Below are 22,939 nucleotides of genomic sequence, written 5' to 3'. Positions count from 1 at the left end.
GGGCCCTGCGGGCCCCTGATCTTCCCTCCCCCCGGGCACTCCTTCGTCGCACCCTCCGGTCAGTCCAGATCAGGGCGGGCCCCTTAGGTTCTCGGACACTACCGGGACTCATTGAGACGTGGTTGCCGCCTGGATAAGAGAACTCTGTGACCCATCTCTCGCCGCGAAACGGCGAACGCCGGGCGGATCGCGATGATCCACCCGGCGTTCGCCGTTGTGCGAGAAGAAGCTACGTGGTCGGCTCGAAGGCCTCGCCGATGATCTCGGCCTGTTCCACGGCGTGCACCTTCGACGAACCCGAGGACGGGGCCGACATGGCGCGACGCGAGATGCGACGCAGGCGGCCGAGGCGCTCGGGCAGGACCTCGGGGAGGTTGAGGCCGAAGAAGGGCCAGGCGCCCTGGTTGGCGGGTTCTTCCTGGACCCAGGCGATGTCGGTCGCGTTGGGGTACTTGGCCAGTGCCTCGTTGAGGCGGTACGTCGGGATCGGGTAGAGCTGTTCGATCCGGACGATGGCCACGTCTTCACGCTTGTGCTTGGCCTTCTCCGCGGCGAGCTCGTAGTAGAGCTTGCCCGAGGTCAGCAGGATGCGCTTGACCTTGGTGGTGTCGCCGATGCCCTGTTCGTAGGTGGGCTCGTCGAACACCGAACGGAACTTCGACTCGGTGAAGTCCTTGACGTCGGACACCACGGCCTTGTTGCGCAGCATCGACTTCGGGGTGAAGACGATCAGCGGACGACGGATCCCGTCGAGCGCGTGGCGACGCAGCAGGTGGAAGTAGTTCGCCGGGGTGGACGGCACCGCCACGGTCATCGAACCCTCGGCGCACAGCTGCAGGAACCGCTCGATGCGACCGGAGGTGTGGTCGGGACCCTGACCCTCGTGGCCGTGCGGCAGCAGCAGCACCACGTCGGAGAGCTGGCCCCACTTGGCCTCACCGGAGGAGATGAACTCGTCGATGATCGACTGCGCGCCGTTGACGAAGTCACCGAACTGCGCTTCCCACAGCACGAGTGCGTTGGGGTTGCCGAGGGAGTAGCCGTATTCGAAGCCGACCGCGGCGTACTCGCTCAGCGCGGAGTCGTGCACCGCGAACCAGCCCGGCTTCTCCGAGCCGATGTTGTGCAGCGGGGTGTACTCCTGCGCGTTGATCCGGTCGATGATCACCGAGTGACGCTGGGTGAACGTGCCGCGACGCGAGTCCTGACCGGTCAGGCGCACATCGTGGCCCTGGTCGATCAGCGAACCGAAGGCGAGCAGCTCGGCGAAGGCCCAGTCGACCTTGCCCTCGTAGGCCATCTCGCGACGCTTCTCCAGCACCGGCTTCACGCGCGGGTGCACGTTGAAACCGTCGGGAGTGTTCAGGAACGCGTCGCCAATCCGCTGCAGCACCGACTTGTCGACCGCGGTGACCACGGTGGCGGGCACCTTCTGGTCGTCCTCGACCGACTCCGACGGCTCCGGAATGTACTTCTCCAGCTCGCGGACCTCGTTGAACACGCGCTCCAGCTGGCCTTGGTAGTCGCGCAGCGCGTCCTCGGCCTCCTTCATGGAGATGTCACCGCGGCCGATCAGCGATTCGGTGTACGCCTTACGCACCGAACGCTTGGTGTCGATGATGTCGTACATCTCCGGCTGGGTCATCGAGGGATCGTCACCCTCGTTGTGCCCGCGGCGGCGGTAGCAGACGAGGTCGATGACGACGTCCTTGCGGAACTTCTGGCGGAAGTCGACCGCCAGGCGCGCGACCCAGTCGCAGGCCTCCGGGTCGTCACCGTTGACGTGGAAGATCGGCGCGCCGATGAACTTCGCGATGTCGGTGGAGTACTCGGTGGAGCGGCTGTTCTCCGGCGCGGTGGTGAAGCCGATCTGGTTGTTCACCACGATGTGGATGGTGCCGCCGACGCGGTAACCACGCAGACCCGACAGGTTCAGCGTCTCGGCGACCACGCCCTGACCGGCGAACGCGGCGTCACCGTGCAGCATCAGCGGCATCACCGAGAAGCCGTCGGGGCCGTCGCCCTTGTCGAGCAGGTCCTGCTTGGCGCGCACCAGACCCTCGAGCACCGGGTCGACCGCCTCGAGGTGCGAGGGGTTGGCGGTGAGCGAGACCTCGATCTCGTTGTCGCCGAACATCTGCAGGTACTGGCCGTGCGCACCGAGGTGGTACTTCACGTCGCCGGAGCCGTGGGTGGCCGCCGGGTTCATGTTGCCCTCGAACTCGGTGAAGATCTTCGAGTACGGCTTGCCGACGATATTGGCGAGCACGTTGAGGCGACCGCGGTGCGGCATGCCGATGATGACCTCGTCCATGCCGTACTCGGCGCACTGGTCGATGGTGGCGTCCATCATCGGGATGACGGCTTCGGCGCCTTCGAGCGAGAAACGCTTCTGGCCGACGTACTTGGTCTGCAGGAAGGTCTCGAACGCCTCGGCGGCGTTGAGCCGGTTCAGGATGTACTTCTGCTGTGCGACAGTCGGTTTGACGTGCTTCTGCTCGACCCGCTCCTGCATCCACTGCAGCTGGTCGGTCTCGAGGATGTGGGTGTACTCGACACCCACGTGGCGGCAGTACGCATCGCGCAGGATCGAGAGCACATCGCGCAGCTTCATCCGCTCCTGGCCGTGGAAACCGCCCACGTCGAAGGTGCGGTCCAGGTCCCACAGGGTGAGGCCGTGCTCGGTGACGTCGAGGTCGGGGTGGCTGCGGAACTTGTCCTTGACCAGGCGCAGCGGATCGGTGTCGGCCATCAGGTGACCGCGGTTGCGGTAGGCCGCGATCATCTCGAGCACGCGGGCGCTCTTGTCGACACCGCGCGCGCTGATGTCCTTGCGCCAGCGGATCGGCTCGTACGGCACGCCGAGGCCGTGGAAGATCTCGTCGTAGAACTCGTCGGAGATCAGCAGGTTGTGGATGGTGCGCAGGAAATCGCCCGACTCGGCACCCTGGATGATGCGGTGGTCGTAGGTCGAGGTCAGCGTCATCAGCTTGCCGACGCCGATATCGGCGATCCGCTCATCGCTCATGCCCTGGAACTCGGCGGGGTATTCCATCGCACCGGCACCGATGATCGCGCCCTGGCCCGGCATGAGGCGCGGCACCGAGTGGACGGTGCCGATGGTGCCGGGGTTGGTCAGCGAGATGGTGACGCCGGCGAAGTCGTCGTTACCGAGCTTGCCCTCGCGGGCCCGGCGCACGACGTCCTCGTAGGCCGCGTGGAACTGACCGAAGCTCATGTCTTCGGTTTCCTTGATGGCGGCCACGGCCAGCGATCGGTTGCCGTCCTTGCCCTGGAGGTCGATCGCCAGGCCCAGGTTGGTGTGGGCCGGGGTGACCGAGTTCGGCTTGCCGTCGATCTCGGCGAAGTGGCGGTTCAGGTTCGGGAACGCCTTGATCGCCTGCACGATCGCGTAACCCAGCAGGTGGGTGAACGAGATCTTGCCGCCGCGAGTGCGGGCCAGGTGGTTGTTGATCACCAGGCGGTTGTCGATCATTAGCTTGGCGGGGATCGCGCGCACCGACGTCGCGGTGGGGATCGTCAGCGAGGCCGACATGTTCTTGGCGATGGCGGCGGCGGGGCCGCGCAGCACCTTGTTCTCCGGGCCGGCGGCAGCCGCTGCCTTGGGCGCGGTGGTGGCCGGTGCGTTGGACACCGGTGCAGGTGTGGTCTGCGGTGCGCGCACGGTCTTGGCGGCCGGAGCCGGCGCGGGAGCCGCGGCGGGCTTCGGCGGTGGGGTCGCTACCACGGCCTTGGGGGCCGGGGCCTGCGCTGCTGCCGCCTTGGGCGCAGCGGCTGCCGCGGGAGCGGTGGAGGCGGCCGGAACCTGGCTGTTACCGGATTCGGTGGCTTCCGGCGTGTAATCCGCGAGGAACTCGTGCCAACTTGCGTCGACCGAGGATGGGTCCTGTTTGAACTTCTGATACATCTCGTCGACTAGCCACTGGTTCTGTCCGAACTGGGAAGTTGAGCTGCTCACAGCTGGTGTTCGCCTCATTTCGTTCTTCGCGCTGCGACGTTTGTGACGTGCCCGGCAGGGGTATCAGCCATGTCTGCCGATGCGCCCTCACCGAGCATATGCCCAGCGGCTGACAGGCGTCGCTACCGGTCTTGGGTCGACACTATGCCCTCTGCCTCCTGCCCCGCCGCCCAGAGTCGGGAGTAGTGACCGTTACTGGCGAGTAGGTCTGACGGCGCGCCGAATTCCACGATACGGCCGTGTTCGACCACGGCAACCAGATCGGCGCGCGCGGCGGTCGCGAGACGGTGCGCGACCACCACCGTGGTCCGCCCTCGCGCCAGCGATCGGCTCGCAACCAGCACCGATGCCTCGGTGTCCGGGTCGAGGGTGGAGGTGGCCTCGTCGAGCAGCAGCAGGTCGGGGTCGACCAGTTCGGCCCTGGCCAGCGCGATCATCTGGCGTTGTCCGGCGGAGAGTCCGCGTCCGCGTTCACCGACCGGATGGTGCATTTTTCGGGGGAGACCGTTGATCATTTCCGACGCGCCGACGGCGTCGGCCGCCATCGCGATGTCCACCGAGGTGGCGAATGTTTGCCCGAATGCAATGTTGCTCGCCACGTCGCCGGTGAACAAGTGAACTTCCTGCGGCACGATTCCCAGCCGCGTGCGGTACTCGGTGAGGACATATTTCCGGAGATCGATACCGTCGACCAGGATCGCACCGGCCGCAGGCTCGGGTGGGAGGTCGTAGAGGCGGGCAAGCAGCTTCACGATCGTCGATTTGCCCGCGCCGGTCGGCCCGACCAGTGCCAGGGTCGCGCCAGGGGGAACCGCGAAGGTCACGCCGTCGAGGGCGGGGGTGCTCGCGCCGGGGTAGCGGAATCCGACGTCGTCGAAGACGATCTCGCCGCGCAGGCGGTCGACCGAGATCGCGTCGGGTGGGTCGGCGGCGATCGATGACGTGGTGCGCAGCAGATCGCCGATCCGCCGCAGCCCGACTCTGGCCTGCTGATAGCCGTCGAAGACCTGTGACAGTTCCTGGATGGGACTGAACAGCAGACCCAGGTAGAGGACGAAGGCGACGAGCGTGCCGGTGGTCGTGCGTCCGTCCGCGACGGCATTGGCGCCGAGGTAGACCACCACAGCGAGCGCCAGATCGGCCCAGGCCAGACCGAAGGAGAAATAGGCCGCGATCGCTCGCTGCGCGCGGATCCGCGCATCGCGGTAGCGGTGGGAGTACTCGGCGAAGCGGCGCGCGGCGGTCGGCTCGTTGCGGGCGGCCTGCACCGCGCGCAGGCCGGCGATGTTCTCCTGGAAACCCGCGTTGACCGTCGAGACCCGTTCGCGCGAGACCGTGTAGGCCACCGAGGACACCCGGCGGAAAAGCAGCGTGGCCACCAGCATCGGCAAGACGGTGACCAGCACCACCACGGCCAGCCCGGCATCGATGAAGAACAGTCCGATGGCGACGCCGATCAGGGTGATCAGCGCGACCAGCCCGGTGGCGACTCCGGTCTGCAGGAACGTCGAGAGCGCGTCGACGTCGGTGGTCATCCTGGTCATGATGCGACCGGACAGTTCGCGTTCGTAGAAGTCGAGGCCGAGCCGCTGCAACTGGGCATAGCTGCGCACCCGCAGCCCGAACAGCACGCGCTCGCCCGTGCGCGCGGTGAGCACGGTGACCGCGGCGCCGACCACCAAGCCGGCCAGCACCAGCCCGATCCCGATCACCCCCGCGAGGACGAGCGCGGAGTCGTCGCCCGCGGTGACGCCGATGTCGATGGCATAGCGGACCAGCGGCGGGAACGCGACACCGACCAGCGCGTCGACGATGAGCAGCCCGACGACCACGCACACCAGGCCGCGAACCGGGCGCAGCAGTGCGCGCAGGCCGAAGCTGGGTTGGGGTGCGCGGAGGTCGCCGGGCAGGGCGGGTTCCTCGGTTGCCGGTGGCAGGGCGTCGACCGCGGCGCGCAGTTCCGGTGTTTCGCTGAGGTCGTTCGAGGCCGACGACATCGAGCGTGGTTTGCCCGCGTCGCCCAGTGGTGTGGTCATGGCGCCGGTCGCCGGCACCACCGACGCGATGGGTGCGGGCAGCCGGATGACGCGGTCGGCCTGGGCCAGCGTCGATTCCCGGTGCGCCAGGATCAGCGTGGTCCGCCCGCCCGGGTCGGGGAGCCGGCGGAAGATCTCGGCCTCGGTGACGGCGTCGACCGCGGAGGTGGCGTCGTCGAGCACCAGCACGCGCGGGTGGGTGAGCAGCGCCCTGGCCAGGGCGACGCGCTGGCGTTGGCCACCCGAGAGGGTCAGCCCGCGTTCGCCGATGACGGTGTCGTAGCCCTCCGGCAGCGCGGCGATGAACTCGTCCGCGGCGGCGGCCGTCGCGGCGGCCCGGATCTCGGCGTCGGTGGCGTCGGGCCTGCCGAGCGCGATATTGGCGGCGATGGTGTCGGAGAACAGGAACGGATCGTCAAAGACGACACCGACCGCGCCGCGCAGCTCGTCGGCACGCAGCTCGGCCAGGTCGACGCGGGTGCCGTCGGCGCCGACGAGATTGATCCGGCCCGCGTCGGGTGCGTAGAAGCGGGGGAGCAGCAGCGAGAGCGTGGACTTGCCCGACCCCGCCGGACCGATCACCGCGACGGTCTCGCCGGGCCGCACGGTGAGGTCGAGTTTCTGCAACACCGGCTGATCGGCCTCGAAACCGAAACTGACAGCATCGAATTCGATCCCGAGCGGTCCCGGCGGTAGCTCGGCGGGGTCGTCCGGATCGACCAGCACCGGTGCCGCGTCGATCACCCCGAAGACCCGGTCGACGGCGGCCTTGGTGAGCTGACCCATGATCACCACCGAGGTGATCGTGCGAGCCGAGGACGTCATCGTGGCGAGGTAGGCGGTGAACGCGAGGAAGGTGCCGATGCCGATCGCGCCGTGCGAGGCGAGCACACCGCCGACGATGATCACCGCGACCAGCCCGGCCTGCGGCAGCGCCGACACCAACGGCGCGAACCTGGCGTTGATTCGCGCGGCGCGCATCCGTTCGGCGAACAGCAGCCGGCCGTGGTCTTCGAGGATGTCGACCATCCGGGATTCCTGCCCGAATCCCTTCACCACCCGCACCCCGGTCACCGTCTGCTCGACGTGTTCGGCGAGGTCGGCCGCGCGCTGCTGCGCCGACCAGGTCGCCGCGTAGAGCCGGGGCCGCATCCGGAACACGATCACCGCCATCGCGGGCGCGACCAGCAGGGCTGCCAGCGCCAGCGGTGGACTCAACCACACCATCACCACCGCCGACAGCACGAACTGCAACACCGCCAGTCCCGACCACGGCACCATGGCGAGCAGTCCCTGCACGAGCTGCAGATCGGTGATCGACCGCGACACCACCTGCCCGGTGCGGATCGCGTCCTGGCCCGCGCCGTCGAGCCGCTGCAAGGCGGCGAGCAGCGAGATGCGAAGGCCGTGTTGCACTTCCAGCGACAGCTTGCCCGCCCAGAGCCTGCGCGCGAAGGTGACGACGAACCGGGTCACAGCCAGTACGGCGAGCAGGACGGCGGCGCTGCCGATCACCGCGGTGTCGCCCACCTGGGCGGCGTCGACCGCGCGTTTGGTCGCCAGCGGTGCGGCGATCGCGACCGCCGCACCGGCCAGCACGGAGACGGCGATGCCCGCCAGCAGCCGGGGGTGTTCCAGGCACAGGCGCCACAGCCTGCGGATCCACCCGGACGAACCCGCGGTCGCGGGCACTACAGGTCTCGGTTGCGCAGGTCCCACCACCCCGCGGCGCCGACCGCCGCTGTCCACAGCAGCAGGACCACCAGTGCCGCCGGTGTCGGCGCGAAGACCTCGGCCTCGTCGAACGAGCCGGCGCTGACCCCGGCCACGGTGGCCGAGACGGGCAGCAGCGCGGCGAATCCGCCCGCGCCGAAACCCTTGGCCACCACCCAGATCAGCGGTTCGAGCGCGAACGCCCAGCCGAGCACCAGCCACGCCGCGCCGCTGAAGGTGCGCAGCAGCAGCCCGATTCCGGCGCCGATCACCGCCCAGCACATGGCTACCAGCAGACCGGCCGCGAGCACTTCGATCAGCTGCCAGCCGAGTTCGAATTTCCCGCGCGCCGCGACGAGCAGCACCACGAAGCTCACCAGTTCGGCGGCCAGCGCGAGCGCGAAGGCGAAAGCGGCGGTCGCGGCGTACTTCGCGGTGACCAGCCGGTCGCGATCGGGCGCGAACAGCACGGTCAACGCCATGGTCTTGTGCCGGTACTCACCGCCGGTCGAGGCGATGCCGAGCAACGCGGCGACCACGAAGACCGCGACCATTCCGAGGTAGAGGCCGATCGTGGCGGCCCCGGTCGCGGGCTGACCCTTCGGATCGGCGGGCCCCGACATGATCGCGGTGATCAGCGTCGCGACCAGCGCCAGCGCCACCGGCGCGGCAAGCAGCAGCCGGGTCTGGCGCAGCGCGACGATCTTGCGCGCCTCGGCGTCGATACCGGGAACGAGATCGGCGGGGATCACGGAGGTGGTCATCGAGGCATCCCATACGAGGTCGGGGCCGGGACGTACGCGGCGGGAGTCGGCGTCGGGACGGTGTGCCGGTGGCGGCGCGGTTTGGTCAGCGAGGCCAGCACCCGATCGGGGTGGATGGGATCGGCGACGATGCTGCCGATCCGCACCTGCGCGGTGTCGGCGATCGAGCGGATGGTCGCTTCGTTCGCCTCGGCGACGGCAAGACGCCCGTCGGGTCGCATGACCGCGTCGGTGAAGCCCTGCCCGGCCAGCGCGGTCGCCAGTGCGATGGACGGCGACGCGGCGACAACGAGCCGGTCGGGATGGCCGCGGCGCAACTTGGCCGGTGTGCCCTGCCAGACGACAGTGCCTTCGCTGAGCACCACGAGCTGATCGGCGCTCGACACCACATCGGCCAGTGCGTCGGAACTCACCAGCACGGTGCCGCCGCGGTTCGCGTGGCGACGCAGCAGCTCGAGCAGCCAGCCGCGTTCGATGCTGTTCGCGCCCGCGAACAGATCGTCGAGCACCAGCAGCCGGGGATCGGCCAGCAACGCCATGGCCAGGGCCAGGCGTGTCTGCTGACCCGGATGTAGCTGGGCGACAACAGTTTCGGCGACAGCGGTGAGGCCGGCTTCGTCGAGCACCGCGGCGACCCGGCGCCGCGACGCCCCCGCGACCGGCGCGTAGCACCGCAGTTGATCGCGCACCGTGCGTGCCGGATGCAGGCCACGCGGACTCAGCACCGCCCCGACCGCGGCGGGACCACGGTCGACGCCCGCGATACTGCCCGTGGTCGGCTGCTGCAGGCCCAGCACCATCTGCAGGACCGTCGACTTGCCCGCTCCGGCGGGCCCGACGAGGGCGGTCACCGAACCCGCCGGCACGGCGAAGTCGATCTCGTGGACCGCGCTCACCGGCCCGAACTGCTTGCCGACACCACGCAGCAGCACGGCGTCACCACCCTTGCTCACTTCTCGGTCGCCTTGCGGGTACCGATCGCGGGCAGCGGATCGGCATCGATCACGTTGTGCAGCGGGGTCGGCCACAGCGCGGGCGCGGGCCCGAAAGCCTTGTGCGCGTTCTCGATTGTCACCTTGCCAAGCGCCCGGTTGCCCGCGCCACCGATGGCGGCGCCGATGCCTGCGGGCAGCACCTTGCCCGCCATCAGCGCGACCCGCTTGGTGATGAACCGCTTCATGAACTGCTGCAGCAGTTTGCTGTTGATCCCGCCGAGGCCGGGAACCTTGCCCGCCAGCGCGCCCGCCCAATTCTTCGACTGGGTGCTGAGTCCCTTCTGCACGATCGCGATCCCGGCATCGCCGAGTACGACCGCGAGCACCAGCGCGCGCCGGGCTTCCTTGTTTTCGGGCTCGATGCCGTGCACCGCGGCCTGGGCCAGGGTGAACAGGGCCGACGCCTCCATGAAGAACACGGTCTCGGCGCTCACCGCCCCGAGTGCGGCGATCGTGCCGACACCCGGCACCGCCGCGGTGGCGCCGACGGCCGCACCGCTGCCGGTGACGGCGAGCAGATACTGCTTCTCCAACCGTGTCACGATCTGGGCCGGACTCTCCCCGGGATGACGCTCACGCAGGAATTCGACATAGCGGCGTACGGCCGGCGCCTGCAGCTTTGACCCGGTGTCGAGCACATCGACCACGGCTTTTTCGATCGCGTTCTTGAACACGGCGTCGTCCTCCTCTTCGCCCCAACGAGTCGAACTGTAGGGCACTTGCGCAACCGAGAGCTCATCATGCCAACGACCACCGACAGCCCGCGGTTCCGTGATGCGCGCGACCGTTTCTCTCGACTGGCTCTGTCGACCGCGGGGCTCGAAGTTCTACGCTGACCCGATGAGTAAAACGCTGCCAACCCGACTGTCGCGTGAGTTCACCGAAGGCGGTGCCGAGTACGCGACGATCACGATCGACCACCCGCCGCTGAACCTGTTCGATCGCGCCCTCATCGCCTCACTGATCGCCGATATCGCCGCGGTACGCGCGCTGCCGCCGCGTGCGTTGCTGATCAGGGCCGAAGGCAAGGTCGTCTCCGGCGGTGTCGATGTGAACATCTTCGACGGCCGCACGGTCGAAGAGGGCGCGCAGCTGTGGCGAGAGCTGTTCGAGCAGGTCATCCACCCCTTGGAAGCGCTGCCGTGTCCGGTGGTGTTCGCCGCGCACGGGCTCACCCTGACCGCCGCCTTCGAGATGTCGCTCGCGTGCGACATCATCCTGGCCGCGCCGAAGGCGAAGTTCGGGCTGGTGGAGACGGTCGTGGGGCTGACACCGTCGATGGGCGGGCCGCAGCGGCTGGCCGAACGCGCCGGCTCCGGGCGCGCCCGCGAGTTCGTGATGACCGGCGACCTCTACACCGCCGCGACGATGGCGGAGTGGGGCGTGGTGAACGCGATCCACGAGGACCTGGAAACCGCGGCGCGCGCACTGGTCACCCGGCTCGCGGAAGGGCCGACGCGCGCGCACGCCGCGACCAAGCAGATCATCGAGGCGTGGCGTTCCGGTGGTGTGGCACATGCCGATTCGGTGACGCCGAAGGTCTCGGGCGAGCTGTTCGACACCGCCGACCTGCGCGGCGCGGTCCGCAGTTTCCTCGATGTCGGACCGGGAAAGGCCACCTATCGCGGCGAATGAGCGCGCCGAGTGCCTGACAGCTGTGTGATCCACGTCATATAGTCACAGTGCGGCTGTATCGACGTACGGAGGTCCGGATGGGTCATGGCGAGCACGAACCGGGCGCGGCCGTCTTCGAGTTCCCCGCCACCAGTGCGGCAACGCAGCTGCGGCGGGGCTCCGACGGTGTGCTGCGCTACGGCGACCTCAATCCGGCCCTCACCGAATTACTCGACCTGCGCGTGCACTCGTTCACCAATCGCGAGGCCGTGGTCGAGGTCGGCGGTCCGCGTCTGACCTACCGCGAACTCTGGCACAGCGCCTCGCGGATCGCGGGCGGTCTACAGGGCCACGGCATCGGGTACGGCGATCGGGTCGCGGTGCACATGCCGACCAGCGCGCGCTGGGTGCAGGCGTTTCTCGGCGCGCTGCTCTCGGGCGCGGTGCCGGTGCTGGTGCCGGATGCGCTGCCCGCCGCGATCGCCGACCAGGTGATCGCCGACAGCAGAGCCGATTTCGTGCTCGGTCCCGATGGGCCGCTGCCCGACAGTACGGCCTACATCGATGATGGTGCGGCACTGGATGATCCGGCCCTGCTCTGCTACACGGGCACCCGTCGGTCGATGCCCGCGGGAGTCGAGCTGTCCAACGAGAACCTGCTGTCGGCGGTGTCGTCGGTAGTCGGCGCGCTCGGTCTGCCCGCCGACGGGTTGCGCAATCTGGTGCTGCTGCCACTGGCGCACGCCAGCGGCTGCGTCGACCAATTGCTGCCCACCTTCGCCGTCGGCGGCACCGTCGTCCTTGCCCCGGGCGCCCGCAGCCTCGCTGACGTGCTGGTGAGCGAGCGGATCGACACCGTCTCGGCCACGCCGCGGATCTTCGCCGGCCTGGTCCCCGAACTCGTCGCTCGCCGTGCCGGTGACGGCGTGCGGCGGGTCAGTAAGGCCTGCCATCGCTCCGAGCGTGCCGCCGCCGCGGCCCCCGCCGCCCTCACCGCCGCGCTGCGCGGACTGTTCCCCTCGGCTAGGCAGTGGTCGGTCTGGGGTGCTACCGAGACCAGCGGCATCGGCCTGATGGTCGACGACACCGAGCTCCCGGACTCCGACGCGACGCTCGGATTCGCTTTCGGTGGAACGGAATTGGCGCTCGCTGGCCCCAGGGCGAGCACGGGTCACGGCGAATTGCTGTGTCGTGGGCCGAATGTCAGCAGGCGCTACTGGAACAACCCCGGCGCATCGGCCGCCCGCTTCAGCGGAAGCTGGTTCCACACCGGGGATTTCGTCAGTATCGGTGCGGACGGGCTGGTTCGGGTCGACCCGGACAGGCGAGTCAGCGGGCTGTGATCACACCAGGCGAGCGCGCAGGGCCTCGCGTAGTTCGCCGGTCAGGCCGACAACGGTGAGGTAGTTCTCGATGTCGCCGTGGACCGCGCGGACGCTGGCGTCGGCGGTGCGGAGGTATTCCTCGCGGACGCCGAGAAGGTCGTCCGACAGGGCGTCGCCGTTGCCGATCTTCGGTTCCAGCAGCCTGCGCAGCGGTTCGACCGCGGCGTTGCTCGCCAGGAAGTCGGTGTAGACGTCCTCCTCGGTGACGCCGACCGCGCGCAGCACGGTGGCCACCGCCCAGCCGGTGCGGTCCTTGCCTGCCGCGCAGTGCACCAGGACCGCGCCGTCGCCGCGCACGATCGAGCCGGCCAGTTCGGCGATCGCGGTGTGTGCCTCGGGCAGGGTCGGGAAGGCCCGGTACACCTCGATCATGTGCGCGAACGCCGAGACGGTCTTCGCCTCGTGCGGCGGCGCCTCCTCCATGCGTGAATCGAACGGCGTCACGTGCAGGCGCACGTTGTCGGGGAGGGTGTCGTGGCCGATGTGGTCGATCTCGACGAGGCCGCGCAGATCGTGCACGTCGGTGACGCGCCATTCTCGCAGGGTGTCGTGGCCCTGATCGTCCAGACCGCTCAGCTGAGCGGATCGCAGCAGCACACCGGGGCGGATCGTGGTGCCGTCGGCGGTGCGAAGGCCGCCCACATCGCGGAAATTGAAGGTGCCGCTGAGAGCGAACTGATCGGCAGGAGGCGAGAGAGTCACCTGACCAGGTTATCGGCGACTCCGGCGCCGCCGCGCCGGAGTTCGCGGATCGGTCACCGGATGTGTCGCGTCCGTTCCGATGGGTGCCACTGTGCCGTCGCCCACACCGAGCGGGGCGGACCGGGGTCCACTTGTAGTATTGATCAGATGCGCGGATTCCAGCGCGGGGGCTGGATATCCAGGAATGCGAAGAATTGAAGCCGTATGGTCGGTTTTACAAAAGGTCGCATTCGGGTAACAAAACAATCTTTCAGTCTGAAAAGGATGGCTGAACCAGTTCGTGAATCCTGAAAATCTTCTAAGATCGAGCTCGGTGACCACCAAGCTCGCATCGCCGCGGGCAGCGAATTTTGTTGCCGAGGAGTCGTCGTTGAGCGCCAGTCGTGAACTAACAGAAATTTCGCTACGGCCTGCGGTATGTGATGCCGTCGAACAAGCCGCCGCCAGTTCGGATGCCACCGGTGTTCGGGCGCTGCGGGTGTACTTGCATGCTGGGCTCAGCACCTATTGGCCGCTGGTGAAGGCCGCGCCCACCCGGCGAATAGCCGCCTACGAAGCCGCGTTGGAGACCTTGCGTCTGCGGTGGACGCCCTCGGGTGACACGGTCGGCGATCCGTCCGCCGTCGCGATGTTCCGCGAGATGGACGACGAAGCCGCCGACTTCCTGGGGATGTGCGCGCGGTTGTCCGGCACACAGTGGCTCGAGCCGGTCGATTCGGTCGCGGGTTACCTCGTCTCGGTGTTCCACGGCTCGGTGCTGCGCTGGCTCGCCGACGGCAACGACGAGACCATCCTGGTGGTGATCGACGACCTGGTCGGCTGTCTGACCCTGAAGGCTGTCGAAAGCTGACCCGCAATGCTGGACGACTGACCAAATAGGTGGTTCAGTAGTCGAGTGACCCAGACGACATCGCTGCACCATCTGCACGCGGCGACCGCGGAGCTCGACCCGCCGCTGGCCGCCCTCGACCTGACCGCCCTCGATCGCAACGCCGCCGACCTGGTTCGGCGCGCGAACGGCGTCGCGGTGCGGGTGGCCAGCAAATCCGTGCGGTGCCGCGCCGTGCTCGAGCGTGTGCTCGGCGACGGTCTCACCGCCCGCGACGGGTTCGCCGGGATCATGGCGTACTCGTTGCGCGAGGCCATCTGGCTGGTCCGCCTCGGCGCCCGCGACGTCCTGCTCGGCTACCCGGTGCTCGACCGCGCCGCCCTGGCCGAACTCGCCGCCGCCCCCGCCCTGCTCGAAGCGATCACGCTGATGATCGACGATGTCGCCCAACTCGAACTCACCCGCGCCGCGCTCGGCACCGACCTGGTCCACCCCCGCGTCTGCCTCGATGTCGATGCCGCGTTGCGCATCGGCCCGCTGCACCTGGGTGCCCGTCGCTCGCCCGTGCGCAGTCCCGAAGAAGCCGCCGAGCTGGCAGGCGAGGCGCTGCGCCGCGGGTTCACGGTGGTCGGCGTGATGACCTACGAGTCACAGATCGCCGGTCTGCCCGACAGCAATCCGGCGGTCCGCGTGGTGAAACGCTTGTCCGCCATCGAAATCGGCCGCAGGCGCACCCGGGTACTCGACGCGGTCCGCGCGGTGACCGGCCCGCTGGAAATCGTCAACAGTGGTGGCACCGGCTCCATCGAGGTCTCGATCACCGACCCCGACGTCACCGAGGTCACCGCCGGTTCCGGCCTCTACGTGCCGACCCTGTTCGATCACTACCGCTCGTTCACCCCCCGCCCCGCCCTGTTCTTCGCCACCCCGGTGCTGCGCAAACCCGCCCCGGCCATCGCGACCGTCTTCGCGGGTGGCTACATCGCCTCCGGCCCCGCGGGCCCTAGCCGCGTCCCCGTCCCGGTGTGGCCCGCGGGCCTGAAGCTGCTCGGCTCCGAAGGCGCGGGCGAGGTCCAGACGCCCCTGGCGGGCGGCGCGGAACTCGAGATCGGCGACCGCGTCTGGTTCCGTCACGCCAAGGCGGGCGAACTGTGCGAACGCTTCGCCGAGATCCACCTCGTCGACGAGGCGGGCACTCGCACGACCGTGCCGACCTACCGTGGTGAGGGGCAGTGCTTCGGCTGAGTGCGACCTGTCTGGTCGACCGGCGTGGGTTGCTCGCGCCGCGGGTGTGCTTCAGCGCAGCAGCTCGATGACCTCGTCGTCCTCGAGCTGATGAAAGTCGCTGTACGCCATGCCGACTCCGCCCAGGTCCGGTGGCGTCCACAGGCAGACGAGTTCATCGCACTCCCGCTCGACCCGTCGCGCCGCCTCGGGCGAGGACACCGGCATCGCCACCACCACACGGGCGGGGTGCTGCGCATTCGCCACCCGGCACGCGGCCACCACCGTCGCCCCGGTCGCCATCCCGTCGTCGACGATCACCACCGTGCGCCGCGCCAGCGGAATCGGATCGGCGACCCGCAACATCGCCTGTCGACGGCGCAGCTCGGCGCGCTCGGCCTGTTCCACCTCGTCGAACGCCTCGGCGCTCACCCCACTGCGGTCGACGACGTCACGATTGAGGACCAGCAGTCCGCTCTCCCCGAGCGCCCCCATCGCCAACTCCGGCTGCCACGGCAGCCCCAGTTTGCGTACCAGCAGCACATCGAGTTCCCCGCCGATCGCCGCGCTCACCGCCGCCGCCACCGGCACACCCCCGCGTGGCAGCCCGAGCACCAGCGGGCGGGTGGACCGCAGGTGTTCGAGGGCCGTGCCGAGGGCGCGGCCCGCCGCCGCGCGATCCGGGTACACCATCGCCTCGAACGCTACTCCGCCGCGGGCGCCTCGGAAATGGTGAAACGTCGCAGCGAGAGGCTGGGATTGGCGGTGCGTACCCTGGCCAGGTGCGCCGGATCCACCGTCGCGGTGAGCACGCCCGGCTCGTCGCCGAGTTCGGCCAGCACCGTTCCCGCCGGATCCACGATCATCGAGGCGCCCGCACCGCGCGGCGCGCACTGATCGGCCGCCGCCACGTACACGGTGTTCTCGATGGCGCGGGCCCGCAACAGCGTGGTCCACTGGTCGACTTTGGCGGGCCCCGGAATCCACTGCGCGGGCAGCAGCAATACGTGCGCGCCCGCTGCCGCGACACGCCGACACCCCTCCGGAAAACGGAGATCGAAACAGGTCTGCATGCCGAATACCACACCGTCGACGGCGAATGTCACAGGCGCGACGAGCGGGCCCGGCTCCACCACATCCGATTCCAGATGCCCGAACGCGTCGTACAAATGCACCTTGCGATACACCGCGACGCGCGCGCCGTCGGGCCCGTGCGCGACGAGGGTATTACTGATTCGCGTCGCCCCCGGTGTCGGCAACTCCACCACCCCGGCCACCAGAAACACTCCGAATTCGGCTGCCAGCGCGGCGAGTCCGGTGGTGAAAGGGCCGTCGAGCGGTTGCGCGATCGCCACCACCCGCTCGTCGAGGCGGGTCACAGCGAACATCGAGTATTCGGGCGCGACCACCACGCGCGCACCCGCATCGGCTGCGGCGCGCACGTGTTCACGCAGGGTCGACAGGTTCGATTCGGGGTCGGTTTCGGGGGCGAATTGGACCACCGCGATCCCCACTGTCACCGGCTGATGTTCCTGATGTGCTGACCCGTCGCGCAGTTGCATAGGTCTCACCGTATTCACCTGGTGGTTGGGGCAGCTACCGCCAGGCAGTAAACTCGTGGTCAATGAGTACAAATGAGGTCGACAGCGTTCCTGCCGACAACGACAGGAACGACACCGGCCCGACTTTCGCCGATCTCGGGATCGATGACCGCGTACTGCGGGCCATCGCCGATGTGGGCTACGAGTCGCCGTCCCCGATTCAGGCGGCGACGATTCCCCCGCTGCTCTCCGGCGCCGACGTGGTTGGCCTGGCGCAGACGGGCACCGGCAAAACCGCGGCATTCGCGATCCCCATCCTGATGAACCTGGACACCGCGCAGAAGAAGCCGAGCGCGCTGGTGCTCGCGCCGACGCGTGAACTCGCGATCCAGGTCGCCGAGGCGTTCGGCAAATACTCCTCGCACATCCCGGGTCTGCACGTGCTGCCGATCTACGGTGGGCAGAGCTACGGCGTGCAGCTGTCGGGTCTGCGGCGCGGCGCGCACGTCGTCGTCGGCACCCCCGGCCGTGTGATCGATCACTTGGAGAAGGGCACGCTGGATCTTTCGCAGCTGCGCTACCTGGTGCTCGACGAGGCCGACGAGATGCTCAAGATGGGCTTCCAGGAAGACGTCGAGCGCATCCTGCGTGACACCCCCAAGGACAAGCAGGTCGCGCTGTTCTCGGCCACCATGCCGGGCGTGATCCGCAAGATCTCCAAGCAGTACCTCAACGATCCGGTCGAGATCACGGTCAAGTCCACGACGCAGACCAGCTCGAACATCACCCAGCGCTATGTGCAGGTGTCGCATCAGCGCAAGCTCGATGCCCTCACCCGCGTGCTCGAGGTCGAAGCCTTCGAGGCGATGATCATCTTCGTGCGCACCAAGCAGGCCACCGAAGAGCTGGCCGAGAAGCTGCGCTCGCGTGGTTTCTCCGCCGCCGCGATCAACGGTGATATCGCGCAGAACCAGCGTGAACGCACGATCGGGCAGCTGAAGTCGGGCGGCATCGACATCTTGGTCGCCACGGATGTGGCCGCGCGTGGCCTCGATGTGGATCGCATCTCGCACGTCGTCAACTACGACATCCCGCACGACACCGAGTCCTACGTGCACCGCATCGGCCGCACCGGCCGCGCCGGCCGTTCGGGCGAGGCGCTGCTGTTCGTGGCCCCGCGTGAGCGTCACCTGCTCAAGTCGATCGAGCGGGCAACCAAGAGCGCGCTCACCGAGATGCAGCTGCCGAGTGTCGATGATGTGAACGCGACGCGCGCCTCCAAGTTTGGTGACTCGATCACCGAGAATCTGTCCTCGGACAACATCGCGCTGTTCCGCAAGCTGATCGAGGACTACGAGGCCGAGCACAACACTCCGCTCGCCGATATCGCCGCGGCACTGGCCGTGGCCGGCTACGACGGCGACAACTTCTTCATGTCGCCCGAGCCGGAGCCCGCCCCGCGTCGCGAGCGTGACTTCGACCGCGACCGTGAGCGCGCACCGCGCCGCTACGACGACGAGGACCGTCCGCGTCCGCCGTCGTTCAACCGGGAGAACGGCGAAGAACTCGCCACCTACCGGATCAGCGTCGGCAAGCGGCACCGCGTGGTGCCGGGCGCGATCGTCGGCGCCATTGCCAACGAGGGCGGCCTGCGGCGCAGCGACTTCGGTCACATCAGCATCCGGCCCGACTACAGCCTCGTCGAGCTGCCTGCCAACCTGCCCAACGAAACGCTGGAAGCCCTGCGGCGCACCAGGATCAGCGGCGTGCTGATCCAGCTGACGCCCGACCAGGGCGCACCGGCGCAGCGACTGAACGCTCGTGGCCCGCGCCGCGACCGCGAGGCGCGTCCGCGCACCGAACGGCGCAAGCCGCGCACCTGAGTCCCGCTCGCGTGCACCAGGGTCGTGGTCGGCGCATTCGCGCTGTTCGCGGGTAGTGCCCTGGTCTCTCGCAGCGCTGGTTAAGGTGTTGGGCGTCGGGTGTGCGTGAACACAGGAGGGCCGCGCTTGTTCGTGTCCGGTGATCGGGTAGTCGGTGCCGTCGGCGATCTCGCGCGCGCGGCGAACTGTGAGTTCGCGGTGCTGCGTGGCATCGACGCCGCCCTCGGCAACCTACCCGGGGTTCCCGACACCACCGCCCCGCTCGTGCGCACGGCCGAACCGTCAGCCGAACTGGTCACGCACTTCGGTGCGGGGCTGGTTCGCATTCCGTCGCCCGAGATGGTCGGCGGTGACGCGGCTGCCCGGATCGCGGCGCTCACCGCTGCCGCGGAGCAGACCGCGCACGCCCTGCGTTCCGGTGCCGAGGCGATCTACGGTGCCGTGTTCTTCGATGGTCGGTTCGCCTGTGGTGCTGATCTTTTGGTCCGGACTTCCGATGCGTCGGTTCCCGGTCCGATGCGCCCCGCGCGCGGTGTAGTCCACGCCGGCGTAGACCTGGTCAGTGCGGTGGACGAGTCGGGCAAGGTAGCTGACGAATCCCCCTGCGCCGCTGGCGTACCGCGCTACACGCTGCACAGTGCACTCGGTCCGGCTGCGGTCGGCGCGCCTGCGGCGCCCGGTCGTGGCGCGCGGAATCCGGCGGGCGACGCCGAATCTGTGCCGGCTGTGGGATCCGACGGACGGCGGGGGTTCGAGCGGTCGGGCGAGTCGGGGTGGTCGCGCATCGAGGACGGCGCTGCCTCAACAGGTCTGACGTCGTCGTCGGGTCCGGCAGTGGCGATGTCGGCTCGGCACGAGGATTCGGTGTCGTCGGCCGACGACGAGATCAGCGGTATCGCCGGATCGGCCGCGGTATCGCCCGCCGACAGTCGGCTGCTGCGACGCGAATTAGCCGCTGGACGAACGCCTTTTGAGCGGATCGCCGCTTTCGTGCACGCCGTCGAGGTCGACTCGGCTCGCGAATTGCTGTGCGCTCGCCTCGAGTTCGCGGCGTGCGCACAGGCTCTCGCCGACGCGGGTTTCGCTGCCGACCCGTCGGCCTACCTCTGGACAGCCGACGGCGTGCGGCGGGTGGTGACCGAGGAGCTGGCGCCGGTGTATTCGGCGCGGCGGGCTCGGGTGGAGCGGATCATCGAGGACAAGCTGGCGGAATTGCTGCCGGTGCAGTGGGGCGATCCGCGCTATCTGGCGTGCGGCCGGTGCCCGAGTTGCCGTGCGGCGGCGGCGAACGCGCGAGATCTCCTGCTGGTCGCGGGGATCCGCGCCGCTCAGCGGGCCAGGCTGCGCGAGGCGGGCGTCCTCACGATCGACCGCTTGGCCGCCACCAGTACTCCCGTTCCCGGTCTTGCCCCGCGCACGGTGACGGCACTGCGCACACAGGCTGACATCCAACTGGTCCGCGAACGCACCGGCCGCCCCGCCTTCCTGCTCCGCGACGCCACCGCGCTCGGCGCCCTGCCCGCCCCGCGCCCCGGCGACCTCGCCCTGGTCATCGACCTGGACCGGCACGGCGCCATCACCGGCCTCGAACTCGCCGACGCTGCCACCGTCGTCTTCCGGCCGGTCGTGGCCGGGGTCGCGCAGCCGAGCATCATCGGCAACCGCCCGACATTCGGTCCGCGGGATACCAACGCCGTGGTCTTCGGGCCGGGTGGTGTGGAACAGGCGAATCCGGGCGGTTATCCGTGCGCCGACGCGTCGGACGCGGGCGCTGCGGGACGGAGAGTCGCCGGTGACGATGGCGTCCTCGATCCGCGCGACCCCCTCGCCCGGTTGGGCGGCGCCGTATCCGCGGAGGCCGACACCATCGCTTTCGCGCGCGTTGTCAGCGACTCGCCCGACAGCACCCGAGGCCCCGATCGCTTCGATCATGCCGTGGCCGGGACCGGTTTTCGGCCGGGGGGAAGCGAAGCTCGCGCGGCCGGTTTCGACGAGTTCGACTCGGTGAACCTCGTCGATGACGCCCCATCGGCTCAGGGCGGGGGAGTGCTCGAGGAGCTGCTGGAGATCATCGCCGAGCACCGGGCGGCGGATCCGGATGTGCGCGTGTACCACTATGGTTCGGATGTTCGGACGGCGCTGCTCGATGGGGCGGGTCAGCTGGGGACCGGAGCCGATCTGCTGGATGAGCTGTTGGCCGATCGTGCGCTGGTGGATCTCGCGCCGATCGTGCGCACCGCGCTGTTGATCGGTGAACAGTCGTATGACGCAACGGGACTGGCCGCATTGCTGCCCGATACACCCGGTCGCGCGGCGACGGTCCTCGGTATCCGCGACTGGTTGCTCGATCGCGCGGCCGATGCGGGAATCGCTGTTCCCGGCGCTCGGTTCGCCGTCGCGGATTCCGATGTGCCGCCCTCGCTGCATCCCGGCTCGCTGGAGGCGGCGCTGAGCGAGTTCGCCGCTGACGCGCAAGGTGATTCGGCTCGCGCCGCCTCCTTGACGGCCGCGGTCCTCGGCTATCACCGACGGGAACGGCAGCCGCGCTGGTGGGCTCATATCGATCGGCTCGGCCATCCGGTCGGCGAATGGGCCGACGCGCCGGGCGTGCTCGTCGTCGAATGGGGCACCGTCGACACCAAATGGCATCGCACGCCGCAACTTCCGACGATGCGGCGCTACCTCACGCTCACCGGCAGGCTCGGCACGGGCGCCACCCTCACTCCCGGCACGCAGATGGTCACGATCTACGACGGTGCCGCCGCGGCGGGCATGACCCAGACGCTCGGCCGCCGCGCGACCGCGACCGCCACCGTGCTCGGCTGCGCTGTCGACCCGAATTTCGACGACACCGTGCGCCTGGAAGAACTGCTCCCGGCAGGCTGTCCGCCCTACGACGACCTCCCCGCCGCCATCGCCCCCGGCCCGCCCGACGGGGAGGCCGAGATCGAGGCCGCACTGGAGCACACCGCCCAGGATCTGCTGATGAGTCTGCCGTGGGTGCCCGAGAACGCCGTCTACGATCTGCTGCTGCGCCGCGCGCCGCGACTGCGCGACGGGATGGCGCTGCCCCAGCCCCACGACGATCTCGGGGCCGTCCTCGCCCACGCGGTCGGTGCGCTGGACGCCTCGTATCTGGCTGTGCACGGGCCGCCCGGCACCGGCAAGACGGGAATCACCGGGCGTGCGCTCGAGCGACTCGTCACCCGGCACAAGTGGCGGATCGGGGTGGTGGCGCAGTCGCACGCGGTGATCGAGCGGATCTTCGACGCGGTGGTCGAAGCGGGCCTGCTGCCCGAACTCGTGGCGAAGAAGGATGTCGCGTCGGTCGGCCCCGAGTGGTCGGCGATCGATGCCACGCGGTATCCGCGCTTTCTCGACAACGCGGTCAACGGGTGCGTGATCGGCGGCACCACAGCGGATTTCGTCGATGATCGGCTGATCGCGCCCGGGGCACTCGACCTGTTGGTGATTGCCGATGCTGGCGAATGCTCGCTGGCCGATACGGTCGCGGTCGCGGTGAGCGCGCGCAACCTGTTGTTGATCGGCGATCCGGTTCCGGCCAGGTCACAAGCGAAACATCCAGAGCCGGTGCAGGTTTCGGTGCTGGAGTGGCTGTGTGAAGGTGCGGCGACGCTGCCAACCGAACGTGGTTACTTCCTCGATCGCACCTGGCGGATGCACCCCGCGATCTGTGAGCCGGTTTCGGCGAGTTGTTATGACGGTCGGCTGCGTGCGGACGAGGCGGTCACGTTGACAAGGGATTTGGCGGGTATCGCGCCCGGGGTGAGTACGGTGCTCGTGGAGCATCGGGGTAGTGCTACCGAATCCGATGCCGAGGCGCGGGAAGTGGTGCGGCGGGTGCGGGTTCTGCTCGGTGAGACGTGGACCTCCGATGGAGGGACGCGCAAGCTGCACCCGCATGACATTGTGGTTGTCGCTCCCTATGCGGCGCAGGTGGCTCGGATTCGGACGCTGCTGGCGCGCGCCAAGATCGAGGACGTGCTGGTGGGGACGCCTGATCGGTTCCGTGGGCGGGAGGCCGCTGTGGTTCTGCTGTCTATGACTACTTCTACGCCTGCTGATGCGCCGTTCGGGATGCGGCCCTTGTTGTCGCGCAGTGTTATTCATGCGACGTTGTGTCGGGCTATGTGGAAGGCCATTGTTATTCGGTCTCCGCTGCTTACCGAGTATCTTCCGGATACGGAGGAAGAGTTGGCTGATCTTGTGGGGTTTCTTCAGCTCGGGTAGTGGATACGTTCGGGGTTTGGTCG

At 68.7% G+C, this 22,939-nt stretch carries 14 protein-coding genes; 6 read left to right on the top strand and 8 right to left on the bottom strand.

All coding sequences use genetic code 11. From position 1 onward, the window contains the following. Nucleotides 1-229: 229 nt before the first annotated feature. The 5 genes from ACWZHB_RS22705 to ACWZHB_RS22685 all read right to left on the bottom strand — a co-directional run bounded on the left by ACWZHB_RS22705 (nucleotide 230) and on the right by ACWZHB_RS22685 (nucleotide 10,161). A complete protein-coding gene (locus ACWZHB_RS22705) occupies nucleotides 230-3,997 on the bottom strand; it encodes a multifunctional oxoglutarate decarboxylase/oxoglutarate dehydrogenase thiamine pyrophosphate-binding subunit/dihydrolipoyllysine-residue succinyltransferase subunit (RefSeq protein WP_427903849.1) in 3,768 nt (1,255 codons plus the stop codon). Nucleotides 3,998-4,101: 104 nt separating this feature from the next. Then, nucleotides 4,102-7,707 carry an ABC transporter ATP-binding protein gene (locus tag ACWZHB_RS22700; RefSeq protein WP_427903848.1) on the bottom strand — a complete coding sequence of 1,202 codons (3,606 nt, stop codon included), beginning with the start codon at nucleotides 7,705-7,707 and terminating at the stop codon, nucleotides 4,102-4,104. Further along, a complete protein-coding gene (locus ACWZHB_RS22695) occupies nucleotides 7,707-8,492 on the bottom strand; it encodes an ABC transporter permease (protein WP_427903847.1) in 786 nt (261 codons plus the stop codon). The genes ACWZHB_RS22700 and ACWZHB_RS22695 overlap by 1 nt, the downstream gene beginning before the upstream one ends. Next, nucleotides 8,489-9,445, bottom strand: a complete 957-nt coding sequence (locus ACWZHB_RS22690) for an ATP-binding cassette domain-containing protein (RefSeq protein WP_427903846.1) — start codon at nucleotides 9,443-9,445, stop codon at nucleotides 8,489-8,491. The genes ACWZHB_RS22695 and ACWZHB_RS22690 overlap by 4 nt, the downstream gene beginning before the upstream one ends. After that, entirely contained in the window at nucleotides 9,442-10,161 is a 720-nt protein-coding gene (locus ACWZHB_RS22685) for a hypothetical protein (RefSeq protein WP_427909265.1), read from the bottom strand. The genes ACWZHB_RS22690 and ACWZHB_RS22685 overlap by 4 nt, the downstream gene beginning before the upstream one ends. 166 nt (nucleotides 10,162-10,327) lie before the next feature. Between ACWZHB_RS22685 and ACWZHB_RS22680 the strand changes: the two genes are divergently transcribed. Both ACWZHB_RS22680 and ACWZHB_RS22675 read left to right on the top strand, forming a co-directional pair. Next, nucleotides 10,328-11,122, top strand: a complete 795-nt coding sequence (locus tag ACWZHB_RS22680; protein WP_427903845.1) for an enoyl-CoA hydratase/isomerase family protein — start codon at nucleotides 10,328-10,330, stop codon at nucleotides 11,120-11,122. A gap of 77 nt (nucleotides 11,123-11,199) precedes the next feature. Further along, complete coding sequence (locus tag ACWZHB_RS22675; protein WP_427903844.1) at nucleotides 11,200-12,444, top strand: class I adenylate-forming enzyme family protein; 1,245 nt, start codon at nucleotides 11,200-11,202, stop codon at nucleotides 12,442-12,444. On the opposite strand, the gene ACWZHB_RS22670 is transcribed toward ACWZHB_RS22675, so the two are convergent. Continuing rightward, the gene (locus ACWZHB_RS22670; protein WP_427903843.1) at nucleotides 12,445-13,188 is read right to left on the bottom strand and encodes a tyrosine-protein phosphatase; all 744 of its coding nucleotides are present in this window, start codon (nucleotides 13,186-13,188) and stop codon (nucleotides 12,445-12,447) included. A gap of 313 nt (nucleotides 13,189-13,501) precedes the next feature. On the opposite strand from ACWZHB_RS22670, the gene ACWZHB_RS22665 reads away from it, so the two are divergent. After that, nucleotides 13,502-14,038, top strand: a complete 537-nt coding sequence (locus tag ACWZHB_RS22665) for a TetR family transcriptional regulator (protein WP_427903842.1) — start codon at nucleotides 13,502-13,504, stop codon at nucleotides 14,036-14,038. A 45-nt stretch (nucleotides 14,039-14,083) separates the two neighbouring features. Beyond that, nucleotides 14,084-15,262, top strand: a complete 1,179-nt coding sequence (locus ACWZHB_RS22660) for an alanine racemase (RefSeq protein ID WP_427903841.1) — start codon at nucleotides 14,084-14,086, stop codon at nucleotides 15,260-15,262. A gap of 51 nt (nucleotides 15,263-15,313) precedes the next feature. Here ACWZHB_RS22660 and ACWZHB_RS22655 read toward each other — a convergent pair whose 3' ends face one another. Beyond that, on the bottom strand, nucleotides 15,314-15,934 hold the full coding sequence (locus tag ACWZHB_RS22655; RefSeq protein ID WP_427903840.1) for a phosphoribosyltransferase: 621 nt from the start codon (nucleotides 15,932-15,934) through the stop codon (nucleotides 15,314-15,316). A gap of 11 nt (nucleotides 15,935-15,945) precedes the next feature. Further along, nucleotides 15,946-16,803 (bottom strand): carbon-nitrogen hydrolase family protein, encoded by an 858-nt coding sequence (locus ACWZHB_RS22650; protein ID WP_427903839.1) that lies wholly within the window; start codon nucleotides 16,801-16,803, stop codon nucleotides 15,946-15,948. 62 nt (nucleotides 16,804-16,865) lie between these two features. Between ACWZHB_RS22650 and ACWZHB_RS22645 the strand changes: the two genes are divergently transcribed. Both ACWZHB_RS22645 and ACWZHB_RS22640 read left to right on the top strand, forming a co-directional pair. Then, complete coding sequence (locus ACWZHB_RS22645; protein WP_427903838.1) at nucleotides 16,866-18,665, top strand: DEAD/DEAH box helicase; 1,800 nt, start codon at nucleotides 16,866-16,868, stop codon at nucleotides 18,663-18,665. 132 nt (nucleotides 18,666-18,797) lie between these two features. Beyond that, nucleotides 18,798-22,916: a bifunctional RecB family nuclease/DEAD/DEAH box helicase gene (locus ACWZHB_RS22640; RefSeq protein ID WP_427909264.1), complete on the top strand. Its 4,119-nt coding sequence runs from the start codon at nucleotides 18,798-18,800 to the stop codon at nucleotides 22,914-22,916. The last annotated feature ends 23 nt before the right edge of the window (nucleotides 22,917-22,939 follow it).

The organism is Nocardia sp. FBN12, assembly GCF_054031145.1.
Note: the sequence above shows the minus strand (reverse complement) of the source record. Positions and strands in the feature narration are given on the sequence as shown.